Origin of the sequence: Haloarcula terrestris (assembly GCF_031624315.1) — an archaeon.
Classification (GTDB): Archaea; Halobacteriota; Halobacteria; order Halobacteriales; family Haloarculaceae; genus Haloarcula; species Haloarcula terrestris.
The window spans coordinates 315,745-337,520 of sequence record NZ_JAMQOM010000003.1 but is presented as its reverse complement, the minus strand read 5'-3'; the positions used below and the strand labels follow the sequence as shown (position 1 = coordinate 337,520).

The window sequence follows — 21,776 nt, the reverse complement described above, 5'->3', positions numbered from 1 at the left end:
GACTGGGACTGTGGGGAAAAGGGTACCGCCGTCCATGGAATGCCCCGTGCCAGGAGATACCCACGACGGAACGAACCGATCACTCGCGGTCGATGCCGGCGCGTTCGACGATTCGCAGTGCCTGCTTGACCTGCGGTGCGTCGATCATCTCACCATCGACGACGAACACCCCACCGTCGGCGGCGTCTCGGGCATCGAGTATCCGCTCGGCCCACTCGACCCGCCGCTCGTCGGGCGTGAACGTCTCATTGATGACCGGGACCTGCGCGGGATGGATAGCGAGCTTTCCGTCGTAGCCCAGTTCGACGGCCGTCTCGGCGTCCGTTCGCAACCCGTCGAGGTCGTCGAAATCGGGGTAGTGCGTGTCGATAGGCGACACGCCGGCCGCTCGCGCTGCGAGGACGACGTGCTGGCGTGCGTGGCTGACTTCCCACCCGCTATCCGTCCGTGTCGCGCCGATATCACCGGCCAGGTCCTCGGCCCCGAACACGAGCGCATCGGTCGCCGCTGACGCAGCGATTTCCTCCGCGTGCAGAACGCCAGCGGCTGATTCTACCAGCGCCAGCACCGGAAAGTTGACGCCGTGGGACCCCAGCAGCGATGCCAGCTTCTCAACGTCCAACGCCTCTCTCGTCTTCGGGAGCATCACGCTGTCCGGGGCCGGGCCATCGAGGACGACATCGAGATCGGCTTCGGCCCCCGACCCGACGGGATTGACCCGGACACACAGCTCAGGAGCCGCCGGCATCACGTCAGCAATCGCCTCGCGGACTGTCTCTCGTGCCGACGGTTTGGCATCGGGAACGACGGCGTCTTCGAGGTCGTACACGATTACGTCGGCCTCGCTCGCCGCGGCTTTCCGTAGTTTTTCCCCGTCATCGCCCGGGGAGAACAGGACACTTCGGCGGGCCATACCGGCCCTACGTCCGCACCCATGGTAAGTGATAGGCGGCCCCGCGGTGCAGGTCGGAGTGCGTTGGCACTCCGAGCCCGTGACCCCGCGATCCGCCCCCACGGCTAAGAGCCGCCCGCGTCTGTTCCCAGCTATGCCCGGCAAACACTACGAGGAGTTCACCGAGGGCGAGACCATCGTCCACGAGAAGCGCCGGACCATCAGCGAGAGCGACAATCAGCGGTTCTGTGACCTGACGATGAACCAGCAGCCGCTCCACCTCGACGCCGAGTTCGCCGCCGGGACGCAGTTCGGCGAGCGCCTAGTCAACGGGCTGTACACGATGTCACTCGCTGTCGGACTGACGATACCCGACACCACTGACGGAACCATCGTTGCCAACCTCTCCTACGACGCCGTCGAGCACCCGGCACCGGTCGTCCACGGCGATACGATCCGCGCGGAAACGACGGTTCTGAACAAGCGCCTGACCAGCGACGAGGAGCGGGGTGTCGTCACGATGCAGGTCGATGTCTACAACCAGGACGATACGCTCGTCTGTACGTTCGAGCGGACGGCGCTGGTCCAGCGAGCGGACGGGTGAAAACGGTGAATAGAGCCGCCACAGTCCGAGACGGTTACAGGCTGACCAGCAGGGCCGCGTTAATCAGGACGGCACCCACCCATGGGAGCGCGAGGCCGAGCGGGACAACGACACCGCGTTGCGCACTCAACGCCCGGCGTATCAGCCCCGCCAGTCCCAACACGCCGACCTTCGTCAGCGCAAGCACGGCGATTCCGAATGTCTCTATCGCGGCCCGCATCACCGGGTTCCCCTCGTGTAGGCCGTGCTGGAGGCCGACGTGTGTCAGCCACACGTCGACAACGAGCGTGGCGACGACCACCAGCCATAGTTCTCGCTCGACGCTTGCGAGTTCGTCGAGCAGGGCGCTACACCACCCGTCAATGGTCCCTATCGAGACCGTTCGGTCCGTTGTGAACACGTCACCCTCCGCGACCACGCCCCCACGTGGTCTGTGATTCTGTTTTCACGCACCGTATTAAATACACGCTTTCTACTGTTGAAAGAGAGTGATTAGGGGCTGTTTACTGCCCGACAAGCGTCGTATTCGGACTGGTCTGGTTGTCGTCAGAGAATCGTGCCGTGTTTCTTCTCCGGCCGGTCCTTCTCGACATCCTCGTACAGGTCGAAGCGGGCGGCAATTTCCTGGCGCAGGTCGCTCGGCGGGACGATTTCGTCGATGACGACTTCGCTCGCCATCCGGTGAACGTCGATGTCCTCACGGTACTCCTCGCGGAGTTCCTGCTCGCGCTTGGCGCGCTCCTCCGGGTCGTCTATCGCGTCCAGTTTGTTCGCGTACACCGCGTTTATCGCGGCTTCGGGACCCATGATAGCGATTTCGCTGCCCGGGAGCGCGAGGGTCGCTTCGGGGTCGTAGGCGGGGCCTGACATGGCGTAAATGCCCGCGCCGTAGGCCTTCCGGACGACGACGCACTGCTTCGGGACGGTGGCCTGCGAGGTGGCGTAGATCATCCGCTTGCCGGCTTCCAGAATGCCCTCCTTCTCAACCGAGGAGCCGGCCATGAACCCCGGCGTGTCACAGAGGTACAGCAGCGGGATGTTGTAGGCGTCACAGGTCCAGACGAAACCGGCGGCTTTGCGGGCCGAATCGGGGAATATCGCGCCGGCCCGCTGGCTCGGCTGGTTGGCGACGATACCGACCGGTCGGCCGTCGACCCTGGCGAACCCGGTCAGAATTTCGGCTCCGTACTGTGACTGCAGTTCGAAGAAGGAGTCGGCGTCGACGACGCGTTCGATGACCCGATGCATGTCGTAGCCCTTGTTCGGCTCTGCGGGAATGACCGAGTCGAGGCCCGCGGGGTCCACTGCGGGAGCGGCCCCGTCTCTCTGTGGTGGTTTCTCGTCGGCGCTGTCGGGCAAATACGTGATGAGTTGTGCGACCAGTTCGCGGGCGTGTTCCTCGTCGTCAGCGACCAGGTCCGCGCTGCCGGAGTGGCGGGCGTGCAGGTCCGGTCCGCCCAGCGTTTCGAGGTCGATGTCCTCCCCGGTGACCATCTCGACCATCCGGGGGGAGGCAATCGCCAGCGCGCTCATCCCCCGGACCATCACGGTGAAATCGGCGAACACCGGCGTGTAGGCCGCACCGGCGATACACGGGCCGTACAGCACACAGATCTGCGGGACTGCGCCCGACAGCAGCGAGTGATTGTAGTAGAACTTCCCGATACCCTCGCGGTTGGCAAAAAAGCCCCGCTGCTGGTCGATTCGGCCGCCCGAGGAATCAACAAGGTAGAGCAGCGGCCGGCCGCTATTCAGTGCGCGCTCTTGCAGTCGGAGGAACTTCTCGACGCCGTGGCGGGCGATTGACCCCGCCTTGACGGTGAAGTCGTTGGCGGCGACGTGGACCTGGCGGCCCTCGAAAGTCCCCGAACCAGTGACGAGGCCGTCAGCCGGCAGGCGGTCGTCCCCGTCGTCCACGTCGGGACTGCTGGGGTGCCACGAATCGAAGTTCGCGAACCGGCCGTCCTCGAAGTCGAGGCCGTCGTCGCCGAACCAGAGTTCGAGCCGATCGCGGACGAACAGTTTTCCCTGTTCTTCCAGGCGGTCCCGGTACTTCTGTGGGCCGCCGCGCTCGATGTCGTCGATTTCCTCACGGAGGCGCTTTTCGCGGTCCGTCGGTTCCGCGTCCGTCGCGTTGTCGTTCGGGACCGCTTGAGATGTCTCACTCTCGTCGGTCACCTCACGGACCAGCGTGGGGGTTGCCTCGTCGCCGACGTACACTTCGACGGTTCGACCTGTGTGTTCGGCGACAGCGGCTGCGATAGCCGACGCCTCCTCGCGCGTAGCCTCGGCTGCGATATGGACCCTCATACCATACCCAACGACCCCAGGGGTCACAGTAGTTGCCCCGCGTTCGATTATCACGTCTCGTAATGATGGCGCACCATTGATATCGGCTGCCGGAGTAGTCATGCATCATGAGCGCCATCGGCCACGCCCGAGAGGCACCTATGTCGACCGGGCGTCGCCGCCGGTGGCTCCCGCTTTTCGCCCTCCTGCTTGCGGTTCCACTGCTCACAGCGGTCGCTGCGGGCACCGCCGCGGCCGACGACACGGACCCGCCGGAGTGGGGCAACGCAACGCGTGGCAACGCGACGACAATCGACGTGTTTCTGTACGATAACGGATCGCTGGATACCGATACGATCGAGGCGGACGATTTCAGACTGACCACGGGTCGGATCGAAAACGTCTCGGTCGCGCCGATAAACGCGACGGGAGCGAACCGGTCCGGTGCACGTGTCTCGCTGCTGCTAGCGAACAAAGTGGACACCGACAACGTCACTGTCAGGCTCCGCGATACCGGTCGGATCACCGACGAAGCGGGCAACCGACTCCCACACGAGTCGGTCACCGCGACCGGGATGGATTCTGTCGTACCGAAGTACCGTTCGTTCGAGGTACGCCGCGTCAACAGTTCGACCGCCCGTCTCGCCGTCGGGGTTCACGAACCGATACGGCAACTGCAGATATCCATCGGCGGACAGTCGATCGACACGCTCAATATATCCGGGTTTTCCGAACGCACTGGGAACACGATTACCTACACCCGGGAGTACAGGTTCCCGGAAGAGGGGGAGTACTCCCTGCTTTTGCTGTCGGTGACCGATAGGAACGGGAACGACAACTCCTTCAGCCGCCAGCAAACCTTCCTGTATGACGGGTCCCCGCCGAACGTCACCATCACCGGTCCGGAGAACGCGACGGTCGGCGAGTCGGTGACCTTCTCTGCGGCGAATTCAACGGACGATCAGGGTGTCGATTCGATCCGGTGGCAGGTGGGGAGAGAGACGATTCTGACCGGTGAGAACATCACCGTCGCGTTTGCAACCCCCGGCAACCACGAGGTGACGGTGTCAGCCGCCGATCCGCTCGGGAACACGGAGACCGTGACCAGCGTCGTGTCTGTAACAGGGGACGGGACCGCTGGGAACGTGACCGTGCGGCGGCCGAACGCGACGACAGCGAATATCTCGGTGAACGGGACGGGCCAGTCCCAGCGGATACAGCCCCCAGACGGCGCACTCGTCAGCAGTGAGAACGGGACACTGGAGCGCCTTACCGTGACGTTCCTGCGCAACGAGTTAGCCGAACTCACCATCCGCTCGCGCCGCCCCGCCTCGTCGTTCGCGGCCGCGACGGACCACGCCGGCCTCAGCCGGTTCGACATCGACCACGGCTCCGTTCCGGCGGCGGACGTGACGTTTACATTTACTGTGCCCCGGGAGACGCTGGAAGCGACCGGTGTGGAGCCACGTAGCGTGACATTGTTCCGGAAAAACGACGGCTGGTCGCCGTTAGCAACTGAAATCGCGTCCCGGGGCGAATCACAGATTGTCTATCGAGCCCAGTCGCCGGGGCTCTCGACGTTCGTCGTGGGGGCCGAACGGACGACAGCAACGGACGCAGAAGCGGCGGCCGCCGAGTCGGAGCCATGGACTCCCGAACCCGAGACGACCGAAAAACCGACGGAAAACACCGGACAGCCGGATATCACGGTCACGAACGCGACAGCCGTTCCATCGACACTCGGCCCGGGCGAGCGGACCGTCATCACTGTCGAACTGACAAATAGAGGCACAGCGAGCGGCGATCATCCCGTCGTTGTCTCGCTCAACACGTCGATACTGACGACGCGAACGGTGACAGTGCCGGCCGGCGAGACGCGAACAACGGAGTTCGCCCGCACGGTCCCGGAAAACGCCACAGGGGATCTGACTGTTGACGGGCAACGCGTCGGGAACGTGACCGCTGCTGGCGGCGGCTTACCGATTCCGGCGCTGCCATCGCTCGGTGTCCCGAACCCGCGCTCGCTGTGGCCCGACGGCATCGTCGGGACAGTGCTGGGCGGACTACTGGGCGTCGCTATCGGTCTCTATAGCCTTCTCAAAGGGTTAGCGATCTATCTCGGGTACTGAAACGAAAACCGCAGGTGTCAGTCGATGTTCGATTCGAGACGGTCGATCAGGTCGTCGTTCCCGAGATACAGCGGCGTTCGTTCGTGTAGCTCGTCGGGTTCGACCTCCAGCAGTGACTGTTCGCCGTTCGAGGAACGGCCGCCGGCGGATTCGAGGATGTAGGCCATCGGCTGGCCCTCGAACTGGAGCCGCAGTTTCCCTTCGGGGCGGGACTCCAGTTCCGGATACGAGAAGACACCGCCGTAGGTGAGAATCTGATTAATGTCGGCGACCATTGCGCCGCCGTAGCGGAGTTTGAGTTCGTGGCGGATCTCCTCGGCGTAGGCCGCGAACTCGTCGGTCCAGGAGTCGATACCGCCGCCGAACCCGAACACTGTCGGGTCGTCCGGGACCGTTACGTCGTCGTCGACCATCCGCTTGTCGCCGTCTTCCAGGATGTACTCGCTGACGCCCCCCTTTCGAGCGACAACCATCGAGGTTATCGGTCCATAGATGACGAAGCCGGCGGCGAGCAGGTTAGTGCCGACCGTCGGCGGGCGCTCGCTGTAAACGCCGAAAATCGTTCCCATCCCGCTGTTGGGTTCGAGGTTGCTCGACCCGTCAAGCGGGTCCATGGCGACGTGCAGGCGGCCGTCCGTGGCTTTCACCTCCGCACGCTCCTCGCTGGCGTAGGTGGCGACGCCGTCGATACCGAGGAGCCGCTGTTCGAACAGTTCGTCGGCGCGCAGGTCGGCCGCGAGCTGGTCGTCCCCGCTGGGGTTGACGGAGTTGCTCTGGCCGCGGTGGTCGGCAACGGCACGGCGAACGTCCGGCGTTGTTTCGACGATGCCGTCGATGACTTCAGTAACCGTCTGCTCGGCTTCGGTGGTCGAGGTGTCGAGTGACTTGCTCATTTGTCAGATGTAGGGGGTTGTCCGGGCAGAGACCGGAGACGCGACGACCGGTCGAATTATTCGTCTGAACTTGCTGCCCGAAGGGTCTCTCATCACCAAATCGTTCTCCGGCACACCATAAGTATCTTTTCGCTGACATTTACTACAGTTCGAGTGAATCTTCGAGCGACCGTCAGCGATTGCCGCTAAGTGTGTGACTCCGTGACTCGGCTGTGGGCTGGTGTCTCGTCGGCTCACTACCGTCGGCAGACTTACACGACGGCCGGCCGAAGGTGGGACCATGCACCTCGAAGCAGTGGACACCGTCGGCGTCGTCGGGGCTGGGACGATGGGCAACGGGATCGCCCAGGTCTCGGCGACGGCCGGCTACGATGTCGTTATGCGCGACGTGTCCGAGGAGCTACTCGCCGGCGGGTTCGAGGACATCCAGGCGAGCTTCGAGAGCCTCGTCGCGCGCGGGACAGTCACGAAGGCGGAAGCTGAAGCGGCGACGGACCGCATCACAGGGACGACCGAGATGGACGACCTCGCCGACGCCGAGCTCGTGGTCGAAGCAGTGACGGAGGACATGGGGATCAAGCAGTCAGTGTTCGCGGATCTCGACGGGATCTGTAAGCCGAGGACCGTACTCGCTAGCAACACTAGCACGCTGTCGATCACGACTATCGCCAGCGCCACTGACCGGCCCGAACAGGTCCTCGGATTGCACTTCATGAACCCCGTGCCGGTGATGAAAGGCGTCGAACTCGTCGTCGGCGAGAAGACCAGCGACGAGACGGTGACGCTGGGTCAAGAGTTCGCCCACGACATCGGTAAGGAGACCTGGGAGGCCGACGACAAGCCCGGCTTCGTCGTCAACCGCGTGCTGATGCCCTGGATCAACGAGGGCGTCCGCGCCTACGACGAGGGCGTCGCCGACAAGGCCGACATCGACCGCGGGCTGACTCTCGGGACGAACGTGCCGATGGGGCCGCTCGAACTGGCCGACCACATCGGCCTCGACGTGGTGCTCGACGCTTCCGAAACCCTCTACGAAGAATTAGGTGACCGCTACAAGCCGGCGTACCTGCTCAAGCGGAAGGTCGCGGCGGGTGACCTCGGGAAGAAGTCGGGCCGGGGTTTCTACGACTACGAGTGAGCCGCCTTCGATGATGACCGGCGACGACGACAGTGGCGGTTCGAGTACGATACCCAGCAACGGGCCCGCCGTTGGCGAACAGTAAAGACCCGGCCCGCGTTAGATTTTGCCATGGACTTCAGTGCCACACAGGAACAGCGACAGATACAGGAGATGGTCGCGGAGTTCGTCGATGAGGAGGTCAAGCCGCGAGCGGCGGAGATCGACGACACCGACGAGTTTCCGTGGGACCTCGTCGAACAGATGGCCGACCTCGGCCTGATGGGGATGCCGATTCCGGAGGCCTACGGCGGGGCCGAACTTGACTATCACAGCTATGCGATGGCGCTGGAGGAGATTTCACGCGGGAGCGGCGGACTCGGGACTATCGTTGCCGCCCACATCTCGCTGGCCTGCAACATGATCTACGAGTTCGGCGACGAAGCGCAGAAAGAGACCTTCCTCACGCCGCTGGCCGAAGGCGAGGAGATCGGCGCGTTCGCCCTCTCGGAAGCGGGCGCGGGCAGTGACGTGCCGGCGATGGACACGACCGCCGAACCGATAGCGGGCGGGGACGCCTATCTGGTCAACGGCGGCAAGCTCTGGATTTCGAACGGCTCCGTCGCCGACACCGTCGTCCTGTTCGCCAAGACCGACCCCGAGGCCGGCAACAAGGGCATCTCCTCGTTCATCGTCCGGCCCGAGGAAGACGACGGCTTCATCGTCGAAGGCACTGAGCACAAACTCGGCGACAAGGGGTGTCCGACCGCCGAACTGCGGTTCGACGACATGCGTCTGCCGGCGGACCGCCGCCTCGGCGAGGAGGGCCGCGGGTTCGTCCACGCGCTCAAGACGCTCAACGGCGGGCGCATCACCATCGCGGCCCGCGGGGTCGGCATCGCACAGGCCGCACTGGACGAGGCGCTGCGCTACGCCCAGGACCGCGAGCAGTTCGACCAGCCCATCAGCGACTTCCAGGCTATTCAGCACAAACTCGCGGACATGGACACGAAGACCCAGGCCGCCCGCCTGCTGATGCACCAGGCCGCCGACAAGAAGATGGCCGGCGAGTCCTTCGTCAAGGAGGCCGCCCAGGCCAAGCTGTACGCGTCCGAGGTGTCCCGGGAAGTGGCGAACGAGGGCATCCAGATTCACGGCGGCTACGGCTACACGAAGGACTTCCCCGTCGAGCGGTTCTACCGGGACGCCAAGCTCAACGAGATCTACGAAGGCACGAGCGAGGTCCTTCGCAACACTATCGCCAGTGAGCTGCTCGACTAGGGAAACGACAGCAGCCCTTCGACGACGACCGCACGCGTGAAATAGAACCGCTTGCCGTCCGCGCGATAGCGGTTCGCGCTGATGGTGCCCAGCGCAAGGAGCACCGCCACGCCGACGGTGGCGGCGAGCATGCCGACGATAACTGGTTGCTGTTTGCCCGCGCGTGCGAACACGTACGTTGCGATGCTTGCGAGCGCCGCGAACGGGAGGGCGTCCAGACCTGCCAGGAGGAGTGACCGGGACAGGGACATATTTTCACGCTATTTCGCTCGCCGATAAAAAGATACCGCCACCCCTGATTCGCGGTGGTCGCCACACAGAGCCCTATCCGTCCTCGCCCAGCGCCTCGCGCATCCACTCGAACTGGTCTCGAAGCCGTCGCTCGCCGGCGTCGGTCAGCGAGTACTTGTCGGCGATACCGTCCTCGCGGTGGGCGACGAACCCGGCCGACTCCAGCGCGTCGAGCGCGCCGTAGAAGCTCTTCGGTTCGATTCGTGTGTCGTAGCGGCGTTCAAGCCGCGTCTTCAGCCGCTGGCCGGAGAGTTCGCCGTCCTCAGCGGCGGCCAGCAGAACGCACATGTCGCGCCGGCGGCCGCTCTGGAGCCACTTCGCCATAGGTGTCCGGTCACAGCCGCCCGGTTTCGCGTTTGCGGTTCCGAGCGGACCGCCAGGTTCGCATACCCCCACTCCCTAGGACCGCCGATGACTGACTCCGAACTCCCTGTCGAGGCGTCAGCCGACGGTATCACGGCCACCTACCGCGAAACGGCGGATGAACGGCTGCTGACCTTCGAGAGCGACACCGGCAGCGCCGCAATCGCCCAGAACATCGAGGGCTACGCGATGCTGAAGGTCCGGCCGACCGCCGACGGTGACGAACTGGAGCGGTACTACGGGTTCGACATGGCGCTCGACCACGCAGCGGAACTGCTGGGCCGGTCACCGCACGACCTTCCCGTTCCGGAGGCCGCCGCCGACATGGGAATGTAACGCTCACACGCTTGTTTTCGCGGGGTTGACGATTCTGGACTGTATCTCTGAGCAGTTGGTACGTATCTCGCAAAAATATATCTGCTTAGTTATCTTTTCACCATCCATCAGCTTCCCTGCTATCAATATTCATCTGTGACGAAAACAGACACATGCGAGCGTATTATAAACTGGTTTTAAAATACCATCCTGCTGAACACTTGCATGGTCGACTTTACTCGACGACAGGTACTCTCGAAATCGGTGGCGGCTGCGCTTGGGGCCAGCGTCATCGGTGTGGCAAGTGGTGACGAGGTCGAAGAATCCAACACAGACGGCGCGCCCAGCGTCAAGGGGGAACTCAAGCGGTTCTCCACGACAGCCTTTGGGGCCGAGGTAACGGGTCCGTTTGTCTTCCAGGACGGGTCACTGCTCTACAGTCTCCAGCATCCCGAGGGGGAGAACCCCGAACCGTTTGGCACCGCCGGCATCGGCTACTTCAGCGGCTTCCAGTTCGAACTCGACGGGAACAACGACGACTTCGACGAACTGTCGACGCCACAGTCCGAGGAAGAACAACGCCGGGTCCGGTCGGGCAACGGAAACTACACGGTCTTCGCCCACGGCCGAGACGAGATCAACGGCGGCCAGGAGCGCCTGGGCGTCACGCAGACGCCGGACGGGACCGACATCACCCTGGATAACTTCGAGGGGACACAGTACGGGGCCGCCGCGACGAACCCCGACTGCAACCAGTTCGTCCCGACGAACAAGGACGGGACCGAAGGCTACCTGTTCACCAACTGGGAGAACAGCCCGGGCAACGTCAGCAAAATCCCACTGAGCAAGACCCAAGGTGGCGAGTGGGTGGCTGACCTCGAAAACGCGTACAACCTGGCGAACACGGAGCCGCTTCGCGAACTCGGCGGCACGCGGATCAACTGCTACGGCGATCTGAGCCCGTGGGAGACGATGATCTCCTCGGAGGAGAACTACGCCCACCCGCGCGTCTCGCTGACCAACCAGGTCGGCGACATCGTCGATGCCGGCACCGGAAAGGGACTCATCGGCGGCTGCCAGTTCTGGAACCGACCGAACCCAACCGGCATCCAGAGCGCCGTCGACGACTACTACGGCGACGAGTCCTGGGGAATCCAGGGGTACTGGGCGCTGGACGGCGTGGAGTTCCTCGCGTACTATCTCGGTGCCGAGCAGTCGGACCAGACGGACTACCTCAACACCACCGAGCCGATCACCGACGTGTATCCGAACCCGTACCGCTACGGCTACCACATCGATTTCCGGGAGCCGACGGCCGACCCGCCACAGCCGATCAAATACTACGTGATGGGGCGGGCCTCCTGGGAAGCGCCGAACATTCAGGCCGACGAACAGACCGTCTACGGCTGTTCCGACGGCGACAGCAAGGGCATCTACAAGTTCGTCGCCGACGAGCCGATTCCGAGCTACGAGGACCCGATGGACGTGGCGGGGACGCTATACGCGCCGAAGATCACCAACGCACAGGCCAACGCCTCCATGGTCGGGACGCGCAAATCCCCGGCGCAGTACCCGCTCGACATCGAGTGGATCCCGCTGGGCCACGCGAGCAACGCGGAAATCGAGGAATGGATCGCCGAGTACGACGACGTTACGCAGGCCGACTACCTCGAATCCCACGCGGAAACCGACTGGGAGGAGGACCTCGAAGCAGCCCTCGAAGAAGCCGACCGGGCTGTCGTCGAGAACGGGAACCAGAACTACATCACGAACGAGGCAATCGTCGAGTGGGCCGACCAGTACTACACCGACGGCCCCGACAGCGTCGACGAGGAACTCCGCCGCGTTCCGTTCCTCGAAACCCGCGCCGCGGCCAAGGAGATCGGCGCATCCATCGAGTTCAACAAGGCCGAGGGCGTCGACAGCAGGGACGGCGCTGGCCCGGGCGACCCGGTGTATTTCGGTATCTCCGAGTTCAACGACGACCTCGCCAACGACGAGGGCGACATCCAGATGGATCGCGTCGACGGCGGCGTCGTCTACCGTGGCGAACTCGAAGCGGACTACAACATCTCGACGCTCGAACCGGTCATCGTCGGCCCGGACTTCACCGACGAACCGGAAGACGCCGACGACGCGCTCCGGAACGTCGACAACGTCTACGTGATGGACGACGGCCGCGTCCTCTGCTGTGAGGACGGCTTCGGCGGTCCGGCACGTTCCTACCCCAACGACTGTCTCTACGTCTACGAGCCGCCGGAATCCGAAGAAGACGAGGATGAGACTGGAGGCGGAGACGAGGAGGAAACCGAGGACGGAGACGACGAAACCGAGACACCCAGCAACAGCACTAAGACCCCCGGAAACAGCACTGAAACCCCCGGTAACAGTACAGACGCACCCAGCAACACCGAGACACCGGGGGACAGCACCGATGCACCGGGCAACAGTACTGACGCCCCCGGGAACAGCACCGATGCTCCCGGTAGCAGTACCGACACACCCGCCAACAGTACTGGGACTCCCCGCAACAGTACAGACGCCCCCGGAAACAGCACTGCCACTCCCGGGAACAGCACCAGCGGGAACGGAAGCAGCACTAGCACGCCCGGCAACGGCAACAGCAACAGTAGCTAACGAGTCGGCGCAACCGACTCAGTATCACTTGGACACACAATCCTAATTTTTGTACTACAGCAGACAATGACTCAAACCGACAACTCGAAGACAGTCACGGACATGGAGACGTATCGCCAGTACATCCTCGGCGTGCGCATTGTCGAGTGGACCACGACCGGTGGCGAGGTCCGGTATCGCTTCGAAGCCCCGGACCACCAGGGGATCGAGTTCGATGACCCCGAAACGGCGACGCTGTACGCCGACGTGTACTTCGACGTGAACGGCTTCCAGGAGGCCGGGACCGGCGAGCGTGGCGTCCCGCCGACGGTCATCCAGGCCGGTCGTGACACGCTCGTCGCCTACTTCCTCACCCAGGACGGCGTCGATGTCCACTGGGCCGCGTCGTTCTATGGCGAGAAACCGGAGAAGATCGAGCGATACGCCTCACGCGTCCGCAAACGGTCGAAGAAGATCCGCGAGGGGGCGAAAGAGCAGGGCCACGCCTGAGACGCGTCGGTGTCTGGCTCCCTGTGGGGTACTGTCACGGACCGTTCTACCACCAGACTGCGGACGAATCACTGGAACGGGAACTTTTTCCTGCCGGCAGTGTCACCGTAGGTCAATGATTGGAGGTCAGTGATGTCGGTCAGAGTCGACTGGCGACAGAGTGTCGCCTTTACCGGCAGCGTACTCAAGTACATTGCCGTCGCGATGCTGATACCGCTCACGATAAGCCTGATTTACCGCGAAGACATCGTCGTCTTTCTGGCCTCGATGGCCATCACCGTTGCCATCGGAGTGGGGCTGGAACAGCTAAATGACGACACGGACCTCGGTCCACGCGAGGCGCTCCTGCTGGTCGGGCTCTCGTGGGGCGCAGTGGCCATCGTCGGGGCTATCCCCTATCTCATCGCGGGTTACGGCACCGAATCGACGCTCCGGTATCCGGTCAACGCGCTGTTCGAGTCGACATCCGGGTTCACCACCACTGGCGCGACCGTTCTGGGGGAAATATCGACAGAAAAACACTCTCACGCGATTATGATGTGGCGGCAACTGACCCAGTGGCTCGGCGGCATGGGGATTATTGTCCTGATGGTCGCAATTCTCCCGGAAGCCGCGGTCAACGGCGCACAGCTTATCGAATCGGAAGCCCCCGGCCCGGAACTCCAGAAACTGACGCCGAAAATCGCAGAGACGGCGAGACTTCTCTGGCTGTTCTATCTCAGCTTCACTGTGTTGCTTGCAGTGCTTCTCATCGCCTTGCACTACCTCGGGTTCGCGCCGAATATGGACATCTACAACGCCGTCGCTCACGCGTTTTCGACGCTCCCGACCGGGGGGTTCTCGCCGCAAGCCGACAGCATCGCAGCGTTCTCGCCAGCCGTCCAGTGGGTTATTATTCCGTTTATCCTCATCGCCGGGACGAACTTCGCGCTGTTTTACTTCCTGACTCAGGGCAATTACGGCGCATTCGTCAGAAACCGGGAGTTTCAGGTGTATCTCGGTGCAAACATTGGGCTGACAGTCATCCTCGCGGGCCTGCTGTTTACCGGGTCCGCACCAGTACTCGAACTGGGTGGAACAACGGAGGGGGCCATCGAAAACTCGCTTCGGCAGGCGGCCTTCCAGATCGCGTCGTTATTAAATTCGACGGGGTATGCGACCAGTGACTTCGCGCAGTGGGGGACGACTGCACAGGCGCTGTTGCTGTTTGCCATGTTCATTGGTGGGTCCGCGGGGTCGACCGGCGGCGGTGTCAAAATCATCCGCTGGCTAGTCGTATTCAAGGGAATCCACCGCCAGTTGGTCACGACTGCCCATCCGAGCGCTATCAAGCCAGTCCGGTTCGGCGATAGCGTTATTGATGAGGATGTAATCAAAGCTATTTATGGCTTCACGCTTCTGTATCTCCTCACATTCGGCATCTCGACCGTTCTCATCATGTTCGACGCCAGTCGCGTCGGGATGGAGCTAACGCTGCTCGAAGGACTGAGTGCCAGCCTCGCGACAATCGGCAACATCGGACCGGGCTTTGGCTTCCTCGGCCCGTTCGGGAGCTATCTGTCGTTCCCCAGAACGTCGAAGCTCTTGATGATCTTCCTGATGTGGGTCGGCCGACTCGAAATAATCCCAGTGTTCGTGCTGTTCACAGGCGCATTCTGGACCGAGTAGCGACGCTCACAGAGGGGGACGCTATTTTTTTGATTCGTATCGATTGTGTGCGCCACAACCGTTTTACTATCACCGGCCAGTAGCTGTTGTATGGCACACGTCATCGACCAGTTCGACCATCCGGCCTGGCTGACGGCCGCCGGAACGCTCGCCGGGTACGGCCTCATCCTCCTGTTCATGTTCCTGCTGCTGTTCATCGTCCCGTATCTCCTGTTCCCCGCCTGAACCGCGCCAGTGCCGTCCGACGCTACTCGTATACAATCTGATTTCGACGCAATCCCCACGACTGCAGCCGTAGACCGACCCCACACAGGGTATCGCAGTTAGTAAATAGGTCCGTGCGGGAGTACACGACGATGGAAGGGAAGGCAGCAGCGCCCGCAGCAGGGACGGTCCTCAACGCACTGGCGACCGGTCGCGGTGCGGCGTTTGCTATCGACGAGTACACGACAGCCACCGTCGCGCTCTCGACCGAGACCGACGGTGTCACCGGCGAGGTCGCCGGCGCGCCGGACGCCGACACGCGGCTCATCGAACGTTGTGTCGAGTACGTCATCGACGCCCACGGCGGCCCACAGAACGTGGGCGTGCCGGCGGTCTCCGGCGGAACCGTGCGCACCGAGAGCGAGGTCCCGATGGCCTCGGGACTCAAGAGCTCCAGTGCGGCCGCGAACGCGACCGTCATGGCGACCCTCGATGCGCTCGATGCGACCGAACGGATGAGCCGCGAGGACATGGCCCGCCTCGGTGTCATGGCCGCCCGCGACGTGGGTGTCACCGTCACCGGAGCCTTCGACGACGCGTCGGCGTCAATGCTGGGCGGCGTTACCGTCACCGACAACGAGGACGACGCGCTCCTGGCCCGCGAAGAAATCGACTGGGACGTGCTCGTCTGGACGCCGCCGGAACAGTCCTTCAGCGCCGACGCGGATGTCGAGCGATGCCGCCAGATCGCACCGATGGCTCGCCTCGTCGAGGACCTCGCACTCGACGGCGACTACCAGCGGGCCATGACGGTCAACGGCCTCGCGTTCTCGGCTGCGCTGGACTTCGAGACTGACCCAGTGCTCGACGCCCTCGGGCACGTCGAGGGCGTCTCGCTGTCCGGGACGGGGCCGTCCTTTACCGCCGTTGGCGACCGGGCGGCACTCGAAGCCGTACAGGACGCCTGGGACGAGCGACCCGGCGAAACCTGGTTGACGACGACACAAACCGAGGGAACACACACAGTATGAGCACGAATCCGAACCCAGAGGACATGTCGCTGGACGAACTGCGCGACGAGATCCGGACGATCGACCGCGAGATCGTCGAGAAGATCGCACAGCGGACCTACGTCGCCGACACCATCGCACAGGTCAAAGACGAGAAAGGGCTGCCGACGACCGACGAACAGCAGGAGCAGGCCGTCATGGATCGCGCCGGCGACAACGCCGAACAGTTCGATGTCGATGCGAATCTCGTGAAAGCGATCTTCCGGTTGCTGATCGAACTGAACAAAGTGGAACAACGAGAGAGCCGATAGGCGATAGAAAGGCTGTTTTAGGGCTTTTAGACACTTTTTCGCCGGCCATGACGCCGAGCTTAGACGCTACCGTCCGAGTTTTGGGATCGATGAGCGACTGGAAGATTCGATCAAGTCTATCGCACACGCTGTCACGACAACTGCTGCGGGTTCCACGCTTCTTTCAACCGCTCTATCCTTAGCCCAGAGTTATTCCTCGTCAGATGGTTCGAGTGGGACTCGTTCGACCTCGATCTCTTCGTAGTCTTTCTCCGAAGAAAGTACGTCCATTTCCCGCGTCTCAGCAGTCGCCGCGTGGAACGCGTCGAACGGTGTCATTCCCTCGTCGTAGTAGTTGACGGCTTTCAGCACGACCTGTTTCTCTTCCTCGTTCCGCACGGGGACGAGTTCGAGCAGGTTTGCCACCAGCGGAACGTAGTCGAACTCGTAACGTTCCCGAGCGAGGAGGAGTTCGAGATACGAGAACGGTGACGTTTCAACATCGTATTCCGCGAGGGCGTCCTCTGCGGGGCCCTGCAACCAATCAGTATCTTTGGCGAGTGCGAGAAGGAAATCCGTTTCGACGTACACCGTCATCTGTTGCCGCCAGCTCCCTCAGCTTCGTCTTTCGCCGCCGCCTCGATATCCTCTCGAATTTCTTCGACGGATGCATCGTGAAGTTCGCCCGCCGCATCGCGGACAGCGGCGAGTGGGTCGTCCGCGACCGGAATCAGCTCGATCCTGTCCTCGTACATAACGATGTGATACTTTTGACCGTACTTCTCGCGCACCTCCTTCGGGATGTACAGCCGGCCCTGCCCATCTGTCTCTGTTGACATAGCTGGTGCTACGTTACCACGTTCAAAGAATCTTACCACTAAATCCTGACTGGTGGTGTTCGGTGGGGTGTTTCAGTATCTTGTATGGTGAATTCCACTCATTTGAACAAGGTCGAACAGCGGGAATTCCGGTAGTACTAGTACGCCCAGAGCCGGTTGATCCGCGATTCGATCTCCGGATGTGCCGTCCGGAGCGTGTCGACATCGGTTTCGCCGTCGACGTTGATGACGTGGATTTCACCCCGTCGGCCATCGTACGCGTCCTGAAAATCGTAGACGACGCCGAACACGTCGACCTCGTCGGGAACGTCGTCGCTGTTGCTGAGGAATTCCACTTGCCTGTCGACGTTGTACTCGACGAGTCGGTTGATAGCAGCCGCTCGTTCGATATCATCGGGGAGCAGCTCCACACCGGGCGCAAGGTGTGGCTTGAGAACGCTAAGACAGTGCTCGATCCCCGCCGGTTCGTCGAGTCCATCCGTCAGGTCGTCGTAGGTCGCCGTCACCGCGCCACAGCCGGTGTGTCCGACGACAACAGCGGTTTCAGTCATCGTGTGTTCGATTGGATACAACACGTCACCGGACACCGCCTCGCCGGATGCGGTCCGTTGGATGACTCGGTTCCCGATGTTGCTACATGTAAAGAGATGGCCCGGCTCGTCGTTGCCCCACATATGGTCCTGAAGGACGCGCGAATCGGAGCAACAGACCGTGACAGCGTCCGGCGTTTGCGAGTGCTGGACGCTGTCGAACCGGTCCCGGAACGCCGCCGCGTGGTCTGCGTTTCCGGAAAGTAAATCGTACAAAAGCTGGCTCATGCGTGGGCAGATACCCGCCATGAAGTAAACTCATGGGGCTCTCATAGTGTTGTCTGCCCATCGTCAGCAAGAAATGGGGTCGGAGGGATTTGAACCCCCGTGCTACTACGTAGCACACGACCGCGTTGTCTCCTGATTTCTGGCCTCGGAGAGTTGCAGAGAACCGCGCCACAAACTGTCGGGTGGTCAACAATAGTCAAGGATTTGAACCCCCAATGATGGACCCAAACGTCGACAACCCCGAAGAAAAGACAACTCCCCGACAAGCCCGCAGACAATTCCTCAATGCCAGAAAAGGAGAATACAAACAATCCACCAATCGGTCATACGAGTACCCCACCAAACACTTCGTAGAATTCTGTGAAAAACACGGAATCGACACCACAGGCGAAATCAATAGCTACGCGCTGGAGAGCTGGAAAGAAGCCCGGAAACAAGAAGACCTGAAACTAATCACCGTCCATAACAATGTCAAACACGTCCGCGTCTTCATCCGGTGGTGCGAACGGAACCAACTGATTGAACAGGGAACCGCCGACCTCATGGACATACCTAAGGTCACAAACTCCCAGAGCGTCAGCGAAACCACAATAGAATTGGACCACGCCGAACAGGTGCTCCGCTACCTCAACACCTACGAGTACGCCAGCCGCCAGCACGCCGTCTTCAAAACCCTCTGGCACACTGGTTGCAGAGCTTCGGGGGCGATTGCCCTGGACCTACGGGACTTCAAGCCTGACCACGACGGAACCCCCATACTGAAATTTCGAAACAGAAAATCAACCGGGACGCCACTGAAAAACAAAGACGCCAGTGAACGGAACGTTGGAATCAGCGAGAACCTGCGGGATGTTCTCGTAGACTACATTGAGGGCAAGCGGCACGATGTGAGAGACGACTTTGACCGGAATCCCCTGTTCACTACCCGGAACGGTCGGGTCCGCCGACAGCGTATCTACAAGAACTACCAAAAAAAGGGCGGGACCATCTGGGGCTTGACCAGCATAATCGGGAGGTTGAAATATGGATAGATGAGGCAGACGAACCCGAATCAGCCCCAGATTCGTCGGATGATTCGCAGAAGCAGACCTCTCTCACAGGTGCTAAGACAGAGGACCAACCGTACGTGGTTATCCCCGATGACAGCCCATTCCGTTACCACCATGTCAATATGGACAAAACAGATGAAACGGAATGTGGTCTTCAGTTCGCGGACCGAGAATCACGAAGATTTAGCGAACCTTCCGACGCGTTTGACGAGTGCAGCGACTGCTCAATAAGAAGTTCGGAGGACATGACCAACGAACAGTTAATTCGCTGGTTCGGGGAGCAGGCTGGATTTGACCATAATGATGGTACTCCCACGTATATGAGTCAGGAACAAATGACCGCATTGAGAGACTATGTTTTGGAGCTTCAAGACACGGTAGAGTCAGAAGGAAAGGAAGATTCTGACGACATGATGGTCTTCAATTCTTAAGAAGCCAGAGTAGGGAATCAATCCGTTGAGCGGTTTAAAAAGTGTAATTTTCTTTTATATACTAATCTCTGTTTTATTGCAACGAGAACGGCGCAGTCTATCGATTCTCGCACCATAACATAGGTGGGTGTGTGTTGGGGTGCTATAACAACACTACTGTTAAGAAACACAGTACAGAGACACCAAGAACATAGAACAGTGGTGTCCCCAAATCACCCTTTACGCTGAACACAGTTTCTCGTAATACTCTCATCTGTGGGGTGTCAGAACGGGTTCTATTCTTCCGAGGGATATGGGCCAGATAACTCTCATCGTTGACTCTCAGTTCGTTTAGAGCCGACTTTTTTCGGCGTCTGAATACAGCGAGAAGCGGCCGGCGGGTTACCGTGGCTTAGGTGGCACTACCGCAGGAATGTCGTAGTATTCTACGATTCCTTTCAAATGTTTCCACGTTACCTCCAGGTCAAACTGGTCGCCGAATTGAGTTTCACACCACCCCCACGCGAGTGACCAGCCACCGATTGTGAGCAGTCGATTTGCAACGTTAGAGAGTTCAATATGACTGAGAGTTTCAATACCGTCATGTTCTGCTTGGTGCTGGAGTTTCGCAGATTCAGTATTCTGCTTCCATTGTGAGGTTTCGGACCGTCTGAATTTTCTCTTCCTCTTCAAGGTCGGGGCCTTCACGCTGGAACCAGATTTGCCGGTATTATACCCTTCATTCTCCAAGTAATGAAGCGCATCTTGACGGCACCCATCTTCTCCAGTCAAAATTAGGCCCAAGTCTGAGGCCTGCTGAGAGCTGGCCTGGAAGATGATTGAGCTACCACTTTTCCCGCCGATGATGACGACGTGGTCACCTGGCTGGTAGGTCCATTTTGTGTAATCGGTTTTCGAGAGTTGGAGAGGTGCATGTTCGTGGTCCTTGATGAATTCCTCACCGGCACAGCCTCGCGCCCCATAGAAGAACGCTGGAATCAAGACATAAACTGGTCTACCATAGCTACCGCCGGTAACCTCCTTTCGGCTGAATGGTGACCCCTTCACTTCCAAGACCGCAACACTCCGAGAGTCCCCCTTGGCGAGTGCATACGGCGAGAACTCTTTGGCGTTATACTGGAGCCATTTGATTGTATCTGCCGGGTTATTGGGGTATTGCTCTTGTTCAATAAGTGGGGTTCCAATGTCTCGTTCGTCCGATTTGAACTCCAGCACGGTCTTCTCGCTGTTGAGAACCCGGAACAAGTCGTAGGGTGGGTCAAGTGTTGTTTGTGAATCAACTGTCAGCGACCGATGCGTAGTGAACACATTGCGAAGCACCGCCTCATACGACTCGGGAATGACCGGTGTGGCTTCGTTGGTTTCCCGGAAGATACGGTCACGACCCCAATCGGGTTTTATTTCGACTTTCCGTAGGCCGGTATTCGCGTGTTCGACGCTGGGAAGCCGGAACAGTCGCTTGGCGTAGTACAGACCACAGTCTAACTCCGCGCCATTATCGGTACAGAACATTTCAGCCAGTTCCTTGAGCCGTTCCCGTTGGTCTTCACCAGAAACGAATCGGGGTACATGGACGTGAATCGAGCGATTTCCCGAAAAGTACAGCGTACATGTATGGAACGGCACGCCAAGATAGTCTTCAACGAACTCGCAGAACCATTCAATGAGGGTAGCTGGCCCTTCCTCGTGATACACGTCGCTCTCGATATGGACGGGGTAGAAGACGCGGTCGTCGGCTTCACACTCGTCTTGGAGTTCCGTTGCTATCGAGGTGTAACCCTTGACTTCGTAGCCGCTCTCGAAGTCACTTTGCCGTTCGTACTGCTCGCGACTCAAGAGGTACACTGGGCTGGCCGTCTCAGCGTCATTGGGAATAGACTCGAAGATGGTTCGAAGTTTCGGGGCGCGCGTCGGCCCTTTGTCGTCTGGAAACCCGTACTGAATACACGGGATATGCTCCCACTCGTCAGGGATAGTTTTAGTTAGCGTACTATTCGAAGCGTTGTTACTGCCGGATTTGCTCATTATGATTAGAAGTCGGGGTTGGTCCAAGCGAGAAGCGCGCCTTCCCGCTGAGTCGGAACTATAGTGTCGGAGAACTGGGAGTCGGATACACCAGATAATTCTTTTATATACTGGTTGGTCTGGCCTATTGTACTATCTCGCT

At 60.7% G+C, this 21,776-nt stretch carries 22 protein-coding genes; 12 read left to right on the top strand and 10 right to left on the bottom strand.

Annotation, left to right across the window (positions count from 1 at the left end):
- Positions 1-79: 79 nt before the first annotated feature.
- Positions 80-913 carry an HpcH/HpaI aldolase/citrate lyase family protein gene (locus NDI54_RS08785; protein WP_310896078.1) on the bottom strand — a complete coding sequence of 278 codons (834 nt, stop codon included), beginning with the start codon at positions 911-913 and terminating at the stop codon, positions 80-82.
- A 133-nt stretch (positions 914-1,046) separates the two neighbouring features.
- On the opposite strand from NDI54_RS08785, the gene NDI54_RS08780 reads away from it, so the two are divergent.
- On the top strand, positions 1,047-1,496 hold the full coding sequence (locus NDI54_RS08780) for a MaoC family dehydratase (protein WP_310896077.1): 450 nt from the start codon (positions 1,047-1,049) through the stop codon (positions 1,494-1,496).
- A 34-nt stretch (positions 1,497-1,530) separates the two neighbouring features.
- On the opposite strand, the gene NDI54_RS08775 is transcribed toward NDI54_RS08780, so the two are convergent.
- Entirely contained in the window at positions 1,531-1,914 is a 384-nt protein-coding gene (locus NDI54_RS08775; protein WP_310896076.1) for a DUF5658 family protein, read from the bottom strand.
- Positions 1,915-2,042: 128 nt separating this feature from the next.
- On the bottom strand, positions 2,043-3,806 hold the full coding sequence (locus NDI54_RS08770; protein ID WP_310896075.1) for an acyl-CoA carboxylase subunit beta: 1,764 nt from the start codon (positions 3,804-3,806) through the stop codon (positions 2,043-2,045).
- Positions 3,807-3,913: 107 nt separating this feature from the next.
- On the opposite strand from NDI54_RS08770, the gene NDI54_RS08765 reads away from it, so the two are divergent.
- Positions 3,914-5,914 (top strand): PKD domain-containing protein, encoded by a 2,001-nt coding sequence (locus NDI54_RS08765; protein WP_310896074.1) that lies wholly within the window; start codon positions 3,914-3,916, stop codon positions 5,912-5,914.
- A 17-nt stretch (positions 5,915-5,931) separates the two neighbouring features.
- Here the strand turns inward: NDI54_RS08765 and NDI54_RS08760 are convergent, their stop codons facing one another.
- The gene (locus NDI54_RS08760) at positions 5,932-6,807 is read right to left on the bottom strand and encodes a class 1 fructose-bisphosphatase (RefSeq protein ID WP_310896073.1); all 876 of its coding nucleotides are present in this window, start codon (positions 6,805-6,807) and stop codon (positions 5,932-5,934) included.
- A gap of 280 nt (positions 6,808-7,087) precedes the next feature.
- Between NDI54_RS08760 and NDI54_RS08755 the strand changes: the two genes are divergently transcribed.
- Positions 7,088-7,945 (top strand): 3-hydroxyacyl-CoA dehydrogenase family protein, encoded by an 858-nt coding sequence (locus tag NDI54_RS08755; protein WP_310896072.1) that lies wholly within the window; start codon positions 7,088-7,090, stop codon positions 7,943-7,945.
- A gap of 111 nt (positions 7,946-8,056) precedes the next feature.
- Complete coding sequence (locus tag NDI54_RS08750; RefSeq protein WP_310896071.1) at positions 8,057-9,205, top strand: acyl-CoA dehydrogenase; 1,149 nt, start codon at positions 8,057-8,059, stop codon at positions 9,203-9,205.
- On the opposite strand, the gene NDI54_RS08745 is transcribed toward NDI54_RS08750, so the two are convergent.
- Together NDI54_RS08745 and NDI54_RS08740 are read right to left on the bottom strand one after the other, a co-directional pair.
- The gene (locus NDI54_RS08745; protein WP_310896070.1) at positions 9,202-9,456 is read right to left on the bottom strand and encodes a hypothetical protein; all 255 of its coding nucleotides are present in this window, start codon (positions 9,454-9,456) and stop codon (positions 9,202-9,204) included. The two genes, NDI54_RS08750 and NDI54_RS08745, sit on opposite strands and share 4 nt — an antisense overlap.
- 73 nt (positions 9,457-9,529) lie before the next feature.
- Positions 9,530-9,820: a PadR family transcriptional regulator gene (locus tag NDI54_RS08740; RefSeq protein WP_310896069.1), complete on the bottom strand. Its 291-nt coding sequence runs from the start codon at positions 9,818-9,820 to the stop codon at positions 9,530-9,532.
- Positions 9,821-9,907: 87 nt separating this feature from the next.
- On the opposite strand from NDI54_RS08740, the gene NDI54_RS08735 reads away from it, so the two are divergent.
- The 7 genes from NDI54_RS08735 (at position 9,908) to NDI54_RS08705 (ending at position 16,493) form a co-directional block, all read left to right on the top strand.
- Positions 9,908-10,195 carry a DUF7111 family protein gene (locus tag NDI54_RS08735; RefSeq protein WP_310896068.1) on the top strand — a complete coding sequence of 96 codons (288 nt, stop codon included), beginning with the start codon at positions 9,908-9,910 and terminating at the stop codon, positions 10,193-10,195.
- Positions 10,196-10,399: 204 nt separating this feature from the next.
- Positions 10,400-12,811 carry an alkaline phosphatase PhoX gene (locus NDI54_RS08730; RefSeq protein WP_310896067.1) on the top strand — a complete coding sequence of 804 codons (2,412 nt, stop codon included), beginning with the start codon at positions 10,400-10,402 and terminating at the stop codon, positions 12,809-12,811.
- Between the two features lie 66 nt (positions 12,812-12,877).
- Entirely contained in the window at positions 12,878-13,300 is a 423-nt protein-coding gene (locus NDI54_RS08725; RefSeq protein ID WP_310896066.1) for a hypothetical protein, read from the top strand.
- 132 nt (positions 13,301-13,432) lie between these two features.
- On the top strand, positions 13,433-14,968 hold the full coding sequence (locus NDI54_RS08720) for a TrkH family potassium uptake protein (RefSeq protein WP_310896065.1): 1,536 nt from the start codon (positions 13,433-13,435) through the stop codon (positions 14,966-14,968).
- 90 nt (positions 14,969-15,058) lie between these two features.
- On the top strand, positions 15,059-15,193 hold the full coding sequence (locus tag NDI54_RS08715; RefSeq protein WP_310896064.1) for a hypothetical protein: 135 nt from the start codon (positions 15,059-15,061) through the stop codon (positions 15,191-15,193).
- A 131-nt stretch (positions 15,194-15,324) separates the two neighbouring features.
- Positions 15,325-16,203 carry a shikimate kinase gene (locus NDI54_RS08710; RefSeq protein ID WP_310896063.1) on the top strand — a complete coding sequence of 293 codons (879 nt, stop codon included), beginning with the start codon at positions 15,325-15,327 and terminating at the stop codon, positions 16,201-16,203.
- Positions 16,200-16,493 carry a chorismate mutase gene (locus tag NDI54_RS08705; RefSeq protein ID WP_137682055.1) on the top strand — a complete coding sequence of 98 codons (294 nt, stop codon included), beginning with the start codon at positions 16,200-16,202 and terminating at the stop codon, positions 16,491-16,493. The genes NDI54_RS08710 and NDI54_RS08705 overlap by 4 nt, the downstream gene beginning before the upstream one ends.
- 189 nt (positions 16,494-16,682) lie before the next feature.
- On the opposite strand, the gene NDI54_RS08700 is transcribed toward NDI54_RS08705, so the two are convergent.
- From NDI54_RS08700 to NDI54_RS08690, 3 genes are all read right to left on the bottom strand, one after another.
- Positions 16,683-17,069, bottom strand: a complete 387-nt coding sequence (locus NDI54_RS08700; RefSeq protein WP_310896062.1) for a PIN domain-containing protein — start codon at positions 17,067-17,069, stop codon at positions 16,683-16,685.
- Complete coding sequence (locus tag NDI54_RS08695) at positions 17,066-17,311, bottom strand: AbrB/MazE/SpoVT family DNA-binding domain-containing protein (protein ID WP_310896061.1); 246 nt, start codon at positions 17,309-17,311, stop codon at positions 17,066-17,068. Before NDI54_RS08695 ends, NDI54_RS08700 begins: the two co-directional genes overlap by 4 nt.
- A gap of 137 nt (positions 17,312-17,448) precedes the next feature.
- Positions 17,449-18,129 (bottom strand): carbonic anhydrase, encoded by a 681-nt coding sequence (locus tag NDI54_RS08690; RefSeq protein WP_310896060.1) that lies wholly within the window; start codon positions 18,127-18,129, stop codon positions 17,449-17,451.
- Positions 18,130-18,344: 215 nt separating this feature from the next.
- On the opposite strand from NDI54_RS08690, the gene NDI54_RS08685 reads away from it, so the two are divergent.
- Entirely contained in the window at positions 18,345-19,160 is an 816-nt protein-coding gene (locus NDI54_RS08685) for a tyrosine-type recombinase/integrase (protein WP_310896059.1), read from the top strand.
- 830 nt (positions 19,161-19,990) lie between these two features.
- On the opposite strand, the gene NDI54_RS08680 is transcribed toward NDI54_RS08685, so the two are convergent.
- Positions 19,991-21,634, bottom strand: coding sequence for a hypothetical protein (locus NDI54_RS08680; RefSeq protein ID WP_310896058.1), 1,644 nt, complete (start codon positions 21,632-21,634; stop codon positions 19,991-19,993).
- Positions 21,635-21,776 lie beyond the last annotated feature (142 nt).

Coding starts and splice junctions, on each gene's coding strand:
- NDI54_RS08680 (WP_310896058.1), bottom strand. CDS start 21,634: ATGAGCAAATCCGGCAGTAACAACGCTTCGAATAGTACGCTAACTAAA.
- NDI54_RS08755 (WP_310896072.1), top strand. CDS start 7,088: ATGCACCTCGAAGCAGTGGACACCGTCGGCGTCGTCGGGGCTGGGACG.
- NDI54_RS08695 (WP_310896061.1), bottom strand. CDS start 17,311: ATGTCAACAGAGACAGATGGGCAGGGCCGGCTGTACATCCCGAAGGAG.
- NDI54_RS08715 (WP_310896064.1), top strand. CDS start 15,059: ATGGCACACGTCATCGACCAGTTCGACCATCCGGCCTGGCTGACGGCC.
- NDI54_RS08745 (WP_310896070.1), bottom strand. CDS start 9,456: ATGTCCCTGTCCCGGTCACTCCTCCTGGCAGGTCTGGACGCCCTCCCG.
- NDI54_RS08710 (WP_310896063.1), top strand. CDS start 15,325: ATGGAAGGGAAGGCAGCAGCGCCCGCAGCAGGGACGGTCCTCAACGCA.
- NDI54_RS08690 (WP_310896060.1), bottom strand. CDS start 18,129: ATGAGCCAGCTTTTGTACGATTTACTTTCCGGAAACGCAGACCACGCG.
- NDI54_RS08730 (WP_310896067.1), top strand. CDS start 10,400: ATGGTCGACTTTACTCGACGACAGGTACTCTCGAAATCGGTGGCGGCT.
- NDI54_RS08765 (WP_310896074.1), top strand. CDS start 3,914: ATGAGCGCCATCGGCCACGCCCGAGAGGCACCTATGTCGACCGGGCGT.
- NDI54_RS08750 (WP_310896071.1), top strand. CDS start 8,057: ATGGACTTCAGTGCCACACAGGAACAGCGACAGATACAGGAGATGGTC.
- NDI54_RS08725 (WP_310896066.1), top strand. CDS start 12,878: ATGACTCAAACCGACAACTCGAAGACAGTCACGGACATGGAGACGTAT.
- NDI54_RS08740 (WP_310896069.1), bottom strand. CDS start 9,820: ATGGCGAAGTGGCTCCAGAGCGGCCGCCGGCGCGACATGTGCGTTCTG.
- NDI54_RS08735 (WP_310896068.1), top strand. CDS start 9,908: ATGACTGACTCCGAACTCCCTGTCGAGGCGTCAGCCGACGGTATCACG.
- NDI54_RS08780 (WP_310896077.1), top strand. CDS start 1,047: ATGCCCGGCAAACACTACGAGGAGTTCACCGAGGGCGAGACCATCGTC.
- NDI54_RS08760 (WP_310896073.1), bottom strand. CDS start 6,807: ATGAGCAAGTCACTCGACACCTCGACCACCGAAGCCGAGCAGACGGTT.
- NDI54_RS08785 (WP_310896078.1), bottom strand. CDS start 913: ATGGCCCGCCGAAGTGTCCTGTTCTCCCCGGGCGATGACGGGGAAAAA.
- NDI54_RS08770 (WP_310896075.1), bottom strand. CDS start 3,806: ATGAGGGTCCATATCGCAGCCGAGGCTACGCGCGAGGAGGCGTCGGCT.
- NDI54_RS08700 (WP_310896062.1), bottom strand. CDS start 17,069: ATGACGGTGTACGTCGAAACGGATTTCCTTCTCGCACTCGCCAAAGAT.
- NDI54_RS08720 (WP_310896065.1), top strand. CDS start 13,433: ATGTCGGTCAGAGTCGACTGGCGACAGAGTGTCGCCTTTACCGGCAGC.
- NDI54_RS08705 (WP_137682055.1), top strand. CDS start 16,200: ATGAGCACGAATCCGAACCCAGAGGACATGTCGCTGGACGAACTGCGC.
- NDI54_RS08685 (WP_310896059.1), top strand. CDS start 18,345: ATGATGGACCCAAACGTCGACAACCCCGAAGAAAAGACAACTCCCCGA.